Consider the following 9,189-nt stretch of genomic DNA (forward strand, 5'->3'; position numbering starts at 1 on the left):
CGTGCGCGCCAACCGCGGTGCGCACTTCGACGACTTCGACAACGGCATCCGCGGCAACACCACCGGCAACACCGCGCCGATGCAGATGGTCCAGAACTTCGAAGGCGGCTTCAAATACCAGAGCGAGCAGTGGTTCCTGGACATCAGCGCCTACCATCGCCAGTTCATCGGCCTGCTGTACCAGCCCACCGACGCGGCCGGCGTGCCGAACGGCCCGCAGAGCACCTACGGCTCCGATTCGAAGGGCGTGAACCTCAACACCGCCTGGAGCCCGATCGAGAACCTCAAGTTCCAGCTGGTCGGCAACTACCTGGACGGCCACTACTCGCACAACAACTCGTGCCTGCCCTACACCAACCCGGTGGCCGGCAACGGCTGCGCACTGATCGACGGCGTACAGCTGCAGCGCCAGCCGAAGGTGCGCTACATGTTCACGCCCAGCTACAAGATCCCGTTCAGCTGGGGCGACGTGCTCGCCTTCGTGACCTTCACCCACGTCGGCGCACATACGCAGGACATCTCCGGCCTGCAGCAGCTGGGCAGCTACCACACCTGGGATTTCGGCATCGTCGCCAACATCCAGCAGAGCTGGCAGCTGCGCCTGCAGGGCACCAACATCACCAACGAGCTGGGCCTGACCGAGAGCAACTCGCGCATCTTCGGCTCGGCCGCCGGCACCACCGGCGTGATCCTCGCCCGGCCGCTGGAGGGCCGCGAGGTCAATCTGCAGGTCAAGTACATGTTCTGATCCACCCCGGATCGCCTGTGCCCGCCCTTGTGGCGGGTGCAGGCGCTTTTTTTTCCGTTCTTCCATCGGAGGCGCGATGAAGCCAGGCCGCCTGTTTGCCCTTCTGTTTCCGGTCGCATTCCTCTTCGTCGCGGCCGGCGCGGCCCCGGCCTTTGCGGCCACCGACCCCAGCTTCCTCTTCACCGCCACGGCGAAGGACTTCGGCAGCTACTTTCCGAGCTACCTCGCCAACGGCTACTTCTCGACCATGACCTCGCCGCGCGGCACCGAGCCCAACGCCGCGTACATGGTCGCGTTCATGGACTACAAGCCGGGCGACATCTCGCGCCCGGCGGCGATCCCCGGCTGGAGCGAGATCGACTACAACCCCGGCGGCGGCTGGCTCAACCGCACGCGGCTGGACGTCGGCATCTTCCAGGGTTACGCGCAGACGCTGGACGTGCACGACGCCACGCTGACCACGCGCTACCGCTTCGCCTATGCCAACAAGGCCAGCGACATCGAGGTCACCACTTTCGTCAGCCAGGCCTCGCCGCACCTGGCGGCCACGCGCATCGCCATCACGCCGCAGTTCGACGGCCAGGTGCAGCTGAGCTTTCCGCTGCGGCTGTGGTCCGAGCACCAGCCGCGCTTTCCGATCGCCAGCATGGAAGGCGAGGAGATGATCGCCGCGGTGATCGCCAGCGGGCAGAACCTGGACAACAAGCCGGTGCCCACGCCCGACCGCGCGCCGGTGTGGTATCCGGGCTACACGCGCGTGCTTTCCAGCGACGGCGATACCAGCGCGCTGACGCTCGGGTTGAAGGGCAGGGCACAACAAGGCCTGGGAATGGCCGAGGCCGCAGCCATCAGCCTGCCCGCGGGCCTGAAGCCCGGCGCGGTGAAGCTCGACAAGACACCCACCCGGCTCTCGCTGGAAATCACCGCGACGCTGCACAAGGGCCGGCGCTACGTCTTCACCAAGTACCTGGCGATGACGCGCGAGGGCTGGGGCGACGACCAGGACGCCCTCGCTCTCGCGGCTGCCGCGCGCAAGACCGGCTTCGACCGTCTGTTGGCCGACCACCAGGCCGCCTGGCACGCGCTGTGGCAATCCGACATCGTGGTCGACGGCGCCCCGGCCGTGCAGAAGGCGGTGCATTCGGACCTCTACTACCTGCTGTCCAATTCCACCGTGGGCACGGCCTGGCCGATGGGCGCCTGCGCGCTGACGCCCAACTACGCCGGCCACGCCTTCTGGGACAGCGACTCGTGGGTGTTCCCGGCGCTGCTGCTGCTGCACCCGGAACGCGCCAAGCCGATCGTGGCGTTCCGCGCCCGCACCACCGAGCCGGCGCGCGCACGCGCGAGGCAATACGGTGTGGCGGGCACCATGTATCCATGGGAGGCCGATCCGCAGACCGGCGTCGACGTCACGCCGCACTTCGCCTGGGAGGTCTACCGCGAGGTGCACGTCAACGCGGACGTCGCCATCGCGCAGTGGCAGTACTACCTGGCCACCGGCGACAAGGACTGGCTGAAGACGCACGCCTGGCCGGTGCTGGAGGGCATCGCCACCTTCTGGACCAGCCGCGTCACCTACGACAAGGCGCACGACCGCTACGAGATCCACCACGTCACCTCGCCCGACGAGGCCTACAACGACGTGCCCAACGACTCGTTCACCAATGCCGCCGCACGCAAGGCGCTGCAGATCGCGGTGAAGGCCGCGGGCATCGTGGGCGCCCAGGCCGACCCGCGCTGGGGCGAGATCGCCGCCAAGATGTACATCCCGTTCGACGACGCGGAACAACGGCACCTGGACTTCGATAAGTCGGTGCCGCACGACAAGATCACCTGGATGGGCTCCTCGCTGGCCTGGCTGATGTATCCGAACCTGGACTTGCCGATGTCGCCGCAGGTGCGCCGCAACGATTTCCGCTTCCAGCTGCAGGAGCTGAAGAGCCATGGCGACGATCCCAACGAAATGATGATGGTGATGCTCGCCGTGGGTGCCGCAGAACTGGGCGACGCCGACGCCGCGGGCGCATGGATCGAGCGCAACTTGGTCGGTTTCCTCAAGCCTCCGTTCAACGTGCGCACCGAGACGGCGGCCAACAATGCCGGCTACATCCTCGCCACCTCTGCCGGTTTCCTGCAGAGCATGCTCTACGGCCTTACCGGGCTGCGCATCGATGACGAGGGCCTGAGCGAGAAGTACGCGCCGGTGCTGCCGCCGGGCTGGAACGCGCTGACCTTGAAGAACGTGCATTTCCGTGGGCAGCGCTATGACCTCAAGGTTGAGCGCGGCGCCGACGGCAAGGTCCGGCTGGTGCGCAAGGTGTCGCCATGAGGGGGGGTACGACTAGCGGGCGCCCTGTGGCTTGCTGGCCGACAGGCAGGAAGGCCGGGGTGTCTGCCGGTCGATGGCTGCTGCGGCTGCTCGCTTGCCTTGTCCTCGCCCTTTCCGCACCTGTCTTCGCCACCGATACCGGCTTCCTGCTGGCCGCCTCGTCGAAGAACTGGGCCAGCTACTTCCCGGGCCAATTAGCCAACGGCTATCTGTCGACCACGACCTCGCCGCGCGGCACGGAGGGCACCCCTTCCACGCTCGTCGCGTTCATGGACTACGCCAGGGACGACATCTCGCGTCCCGCGGCGATTCCCGGCTGGACCGAGATCGACTACAGCACCGGGCCCACGCATGCCGGCCAGTCCTGGCTCAACCAGGTCAATCTCGACGAGGCGCATTTCCAGGACTACCGCCAGGTGCTGAACCTGCACGACGCCACGCTGACCACGCGCTACCGCTACGTCGACGGCGCCAGGATCACCCAGGTCGAGGTCACGACCCTGGTCAGCCAGGCCGCACCGCACCTCGCCGCTACGCAGCTGCGCATCACTCCCGAGTTCGATGGCGAGGTGCAGTTGTCGTTCGCGCTCAATCTCTGGGCCCCGCACCAGCCGCGCCTGCCGCTCGGCCGGATAAGCGGCGATGAGATGCCAGAGGCGTTGGTGGCGCACGGCTTGAAAATCGAACCGGTCGCACCGTCCACTCCCGACCGCGCTGCCATGTGGTATCTGGGCGATACCCATGTGCTGGACGCCACCGGCGACGCGAAGGGCCTGACCCTGCAGCTCGACGGCCGCGCCGAGCAAGGGCTGCGCATGGCCGAGGCTGTGACCGTCGGGCTGCCCGCCGGACTCACGGTCACCGACGCCGCCATCCACAAGAGCCCGTATCGCCTCGCACTCAACCTGAAGGCGCGTGTGCGCAAGGGCCACAGCTACGCCTTCACCAAGTTCGTCGCCTTCTCGCGCGAAGGCTGGGGCGGCGATGCTGCGGACGACCTGGCACTGGCCGGCGCTGCGCGCGCGAACGGTTTCGACCACCTGGTCGACGCGCATCGTGCGGCCTGGCACGCGCTGTGGAAATCGGACGTGCGCATCGATGGCGACGACCAGGCGCAACGCATCGTCCACGCCGACCTCTACTACCTGCTCGCCAACACCACCCCCGGTACCGCCTGGGCGACTGGTGGCTGTGGCATGACGGGCGGTTACGCCGGCCACGTGTTCTGGGACAGCGACACCTGGGTCTTTCCGGCGCTGCTGCTGCTGCATCCCCGTCGTGCCGAGTCGCTGGTGAACTTCCGCGTGCGCACGCTGCCGGCGGCCGAGGCGCGCGCGAAGGCGGCCGGTCTGCGCGGCGCGAAGTTCCCCTGGGAAGCCGATCCGCAGTACGGCACCGAGCAGGTGCCGTACTCCGCCCGTGCGCTTGGCGAACGCGAGATCCACGTCAACGCCGATGTCGCCATCGCGCAGTGGCAGTACTACCTCGCCAGCGGCGACCGTGACTGGCTGGCCCACTACGGCTGGCCGGTGATCCGCGACGTCGCCGATTTCTGGGTCAGCCGCGCCACCTACGTCGCTGCCAGGCAGCGCTATGAGATCCATCACGTCACCTCCGTGCTGGAGGCGTACAACGACGTGCCCAACGACACCTTCACCAACGCGTCGGCGCGCAAGGCGCTGGACATCGCCACGGCCGCTGCCGCCGTGGTCGGCGCGCAGGCGGACCCGCACTGGGCCGAGGTGGCCGCTCACCTGTACATTCCGTTCTCCGAGAAGGACCGGCGCCACCTCGATTTCGACCCCGGCGTCGCTCACGACATCGACGCATGGGGCGACACCGCCGTGCCCGCCCTGGCCTACCCCTCGCTGGACGTGCCGATGGGCGCCGACGTGCGCCGCAACGATTTCGACTACGCGACGCAGTTGATCGAGCGCTCGCAGCAGCCGCTCAACAGCATGGGCCTGTCGCCGATGTCCATCGCCGCTGCCGCACAGGGCAACACCGATGCTGCCGGCGCGTGGTTCCAGCGCAACGTCACCGCCGACGTGATCAAGCCGCCGTTCGGCGTGCGCACCGAAACCGCCACCAACAACACCGGCTACTTCCTCACCGCCGCGGGCGGCATGCTGCAGAACATCGTCTACGGCTTCACCGGGCTGCGCCTCGAAAAGGCGGGACTGGTGCAGGCTTATCCACCGATGCTGCCGCGCACGTGGCATTCCTTCACGCTGACGCACGTCGCCTTGCGCGGCGCGTATTACGACATCACCGTCGGCCGCGATCGCGACGGCAAGGTCGTCCTCACGCGCCGGCCCGCGGAGGGCGCGCCATGAACGCATGGGAGCGGTGTCCTGCCCTTGCCTGCATGAAGGGATGGGGAGGAGGTCGGCGGGATCGTCGCGTCGCTCCCGGTTCCCTGCATGCCGGGAGGGGCGCGGGGTTCCGGTTTGCCCAGTTCCTGCTCGTTTGCCTGCTGGGCCTCGCGTGCTTCGCGGCGCAAGCGAGTGACGGCAAGGACGTGCGGCCCGACGGCACGGTGACCGCGGCGTCCGTGGCCATTCCGTACTCGACCTTCGCCTCGCCGCAGGCGCGCGCGTTCTTTCCGAAGATGCTCGCCGCGAGCGCCAAGGCGCCGCCGCTGGGTGCGCCGATCGAGCAGAGCCGCGCCTTCTACGGCCGCCTCAACAGCGACCGCGCGGCGCGCATGCGCAAGCTCTATCCGGTAACCGTCCGCCATGTCACCATCGCCGGCGTCGGTGCGGACGCGGTGCTGCCTGCGCAAGGCGTGAGCCCGGCCAACCGTCATCGCGTGCTGATCAACCTGCACGGCGGCGCCTTCCTGTGGGGCGCGGGCAGCGGCGGCCTGGTCGAGGCGATCCCGATCGCCAGCCTGGGCCGGATCGAAGTGATCACGCTCGACTATCGGCAAGGCCCCGAGCATGCGTTTCCCGCGGCCAGCGAGGACGTCGAGGCGGTCTACCGCGAACTGCTCAAGCGCTATGGGCCTAAGCAGATCGGCATCTACGGCTGCTCCGCCGGCGGCATCCTCACCGGCGAGGCAGTGGCGCGATTCATCGCGCACAAGCTGCCGGTGCCGGGTGCGATCGGCACCTTCTGCGGTTCGCTGGTCACGATCGACGGCGACAGCGCCTATGTGGGGCCGCTGCTCAACGGGCAGGGCGTGCCGGCGCATCCGCTGCAACTGTTGGCGCTTCCGTACTTCCGGGGCGCGAACGCGGACGACCCCATGGTGCAGCCGGGGCTCTCGCCTGCGCTGCTCAAGCAGTTCCCGCCGACGCTGCTGATCACCGGCACGCGCGACATGGCGATGGGCTCGGTCGTGCACAGCCAGGCGCTGCTGGCCCAGGCGGGCGTCGAGGCCGAGTTGCACGTGTGGGAAGGCATGTGGCATTCGTTCTTCTCCGACCCCGAACTGCCCGAGTCGCAGCAGGCCTACCGCACCATCGTGGCGTTCTTCGAGCGCCATCTCGCTCCATCGCAAGAGGAAGCCCATCCATGAAGATCCGTCCGCGGACCGTTTCCCTCCTCGGCGCCACGGCGCTGGTCCTTTCCGTCGCGGCCAACGCCGCGACGCCCGACCCGGCGAGGACGCAGGCCTATATCCACAAGGCGTGGGGCACGCTCACGCGCTCGCTGGACGACTGCTCGGCGCTGCACGATCCGAAGATGGACGCGCGGCCGGTGCTCTACCTCCCGGCCGGCCTGCCCAAGCCGGCCGGCATCGACGAGGTCGCCAAGCGCTGCAAGGTCGAGGTGCGCACCTTGCCCATGCGGATCACGCGGCTGGGCGAACTCCGGCCCTCCTCGTTGCCCGCCGAAGGCCTGCTCTACCTGCCCAGGCCCTACGTGGTGCCCGGTGGCCAGTTCAACGAGATGTACGGCTGGGACAGCTATTTCATCCAGCTCGGCCTGCTGGCCGACCACCGCGATGCGCTGGCGCGCGACATGACCGACAACGCGCTGTTCGAAGTGGAGCACTACGGCGGCGTGCTCAACGCCAACCGCACCTATTACCTGACCCGTTCGCAGCCGCCGTTCCTGAGCCGCATGGTCGCCGACGTGCTGGCCGCGCCCGGCGCCTTCAAGGACGAGGCCGAGCGCCACGCCTGGCTGGTGCATGCCTATCCGCTGGCGGTGGCGAACTACCGCATCTGGACGCGGCCCGAACACCAGGCCGGCGACACCGGGCTTTCGCGCTACTTCGATCTCGGGCAGGGCCCGGTGCCGGAGATGCACGGCAGCGAGTACTACCGCGGCGTGATCGACTGGGTGCTGGCCCATCCGAAGGATGACCCCGGCTACCTGGTGAAGGCTTCCGAGCATCCGGACGCCGCCGAGGCGGCGAAGCTCAAGACCGGCAGCTGCGACATCGCCGCCTCCACGGTGTGCGCGGGCGCCTGGTCCAAGGGCTACCGCCTGAGCGCCGACTACTACCTCGGCGACCGCGCCATGCGCGAATCCGGCTTCGACACCAACTTCCACTTCGGCCCCTACGGCGGCACCACCCACCACTACGCCGGCGTGGGCCTGAACAGCCTGCTCTACCGCTACGAACGCGACCTGCACGACTTTGCCCTGCAACTGGGCAAGGTGGCCGAGGCGCAGCACTGGGCCGATGCCGCGGCCAAGCGCAAGGCGGCGATGGACAAGGTCCTGTGGCGTCCGGAGCGGGGCATGTACATGGACTACGACTTCGTCGCCGGCAAGCCATCGGCGCAGCCTTACGTCACCACGTTCTGGCCGCTGTGGGCGGGGCTCGCCACGAAGGAGCAGGCCGCCGCGCTGGCGAAAAAACTTCCGGTGTTCGAGCGCAAGGGCGGCCTTGCGATGGACGATCGCAGCAGCGGCGCGCAGTGGGACGAGCCTTTCGGCTGGGCGCCGACCAACTGGCTGGCTATTTCCGGGTTGGACGCCTACGGATTCCATGACGACGCGCGGCGCCTGGCGGGCAAGTTCAACGCCACCATCGACCGCAGCTTCGCCCATGACGGCACCATCCGAGAGAAGTACAACATGGTGCTGGGCAACGCCGACGTGCAGATCACCGCCGGCTACAAGACCAACGTGATCGGCTTCGGCTGGACCAACGCCGCGTACCTCAAACTGCACCAGCTGCTGCAGGGCATGCCCGCGCCCGCCGCCGCACGGAGCGCCGAAGCGCCCGTGGCGCATTGAGTCCGGGATTCACTGGCGGGGGCCGGCGGCTGCGTTATCCTTGCCGGCCTTTCGCCCCGAACTCAAGGAATGCCATGGCCATCAACGTCACGTTCGACACCAACCGCGGCCCGATCCACCTGCGCCTGCACGAGGACAAGGCGCCGGTGACCGTTGCCAGCTTCGTCAACCTGGCGCGCCGCGGCTACTACGACGGGCTCTCGTTTCACCGCGTGATCAACGACTTCATGATCCAGGGCGGCTGTCCGCTGGGTACCGGCACCGGCGGCCCCGGCTACAAGTTCGAGGACGAGTTCCATCCCTCGCTGCGCCACGACAAGCCAGGCGTGCTGTCCATGGCCAACGCCGGCCCGCGCACCAACGGCAGCCAGTTCTTCATCACCCATGGCCCGACCCCGTGGCTGGACGGCAAGCACAGCGTATTCGGCGAAGTCGTCGGCGGCGACGACCAGAAGGTGGTCAACGCCATCCGCCAAGGCGACACCATCGAGAAGGTGACTGTCGAGGGCGACGTCGACACGCTGCTGGCCGCCCAGGCCGACCGCGTCAAGGAATGGAACGAGACGCTGGACCGCCGCGGCTGATCGCCCGCGCAACGGCCTGGCCAGGAAAAACCGCCGGCGGTCCCGGCGGTTTTTTTGTCGCGGTTTTCACACCGACGCAGGAATAGGCAGGCCTATGCTCCGCAGGCTCCGCGAGTCGTTACGCAACCAGGGAGAACGGTCATGTCATTACTCGATAGTGTGCTTGGCGGTCAGGGACAGCAGGGCGGTGGTGCATCGCTGGTGCCGGCGGTCGATCAGTTGATCGAGCGCGCGGGTGGCTTGCAGGGCCTGCTCGGCCTGCTGCAGCAGCATGGGCTTGGCGGAGCGGTCCAGTCGTGGGTGGGCACCGGCGCCAACCAGCCGGT

7 protein-coding genes are annotated in these 9,189 nt (G+C 68.0%); all 7 read left to right on the forward strand.

Features of this window, described 5'->3' with window-relative positions; genetic code table 11:
• The coding region (locus HOQ08_RS00415; RefSeq protein ID WP_291189864.1) for a TonB-dependent receptor at positions 1 to 748 on the forward strand (748 nt) is incomplete at its 5' end.
• Between the two features lie 76 nt (positions 749 to 824).
• On the forward strand, positions 825 to 3,080 hold the full coding sequence (locus tag HOQ08_RS00420) for a glycosyl hydrolase family 65 protein (protein WP_291189868.1): 2,256 nt from the start codon (positions 825 to 827) through the stop codon (positions 3,078 to 3,080).
• 59 nt (positions 3,081 to 3,139) lie between these two features.
• Positions 3,140 to 5,416, forward strand: a complete 2,277-nt coding sequence (locus tag HOQ08_RS00425) for a glycoside hydrolase family 65 protein (protein ID WP_291189871.1) — start codon at positions 3,140 to 3,142, stop codon at positions 5,414 to 5,416.
• A gap of 203 nt (positions 5,417 to 5,619) precedes the next feature.
• A complete protein-coding gene (locus HOQ08_RS00430) occupies positions 5,620 to 6,603 on the forward strand; it encodes an alpha/beta hydrolase fold domain-containing protein (protein ID WP_291189874.1) in 984 nt (327 codons plus the stop codon).
• On the forward strand, positions 6,600 to 8,279 hold the full coding sequence (locus tag HOQ08_RS00435; protein ID WP_291189877.1) for a trehalase family glycosidase: 1,680 nt from the start codon (positions 6,600 to 6,602) through the stop codon (positions 8,277 to 8,279). Before HOQ08_RS00430 ends, HOQ08_RS00435 begins: the two co-directional genes overlap by 4 nt.
• A 74-nt stretch (positions 8,280 to 8,353) precedes the next feature.
• A complete protein-coding gene (locus HOQ08_RS00440) occupies positions 8,354 to 8,863 on the forward strand; it encodes a peptidylprolyl isomerase (protein ID WP_291189880.1) in 510 nt (169 codons plus the stop codon).
• Positions 8,864 to 9,004: 141 nt separating this feature from the next.
• Positions 9,005 to 9,189, forward strand: a 185-nt coding sequence (locus HOQ08_RS00445; RefSeq protein ID WP_291189883.1) for a YidB family protein, incomplete at its 3' end; no start/stop codon positions are given.

The sequence above is a fragment of the Frateuria sp. genome (genome assembly GCF_013362045.1).
Classification (GTDB): Bacteria; Pseudomonadota; Gammaproteobacteria; order Xanthomonadales; family Rhodanobacteraceae; genus Frateuria_A.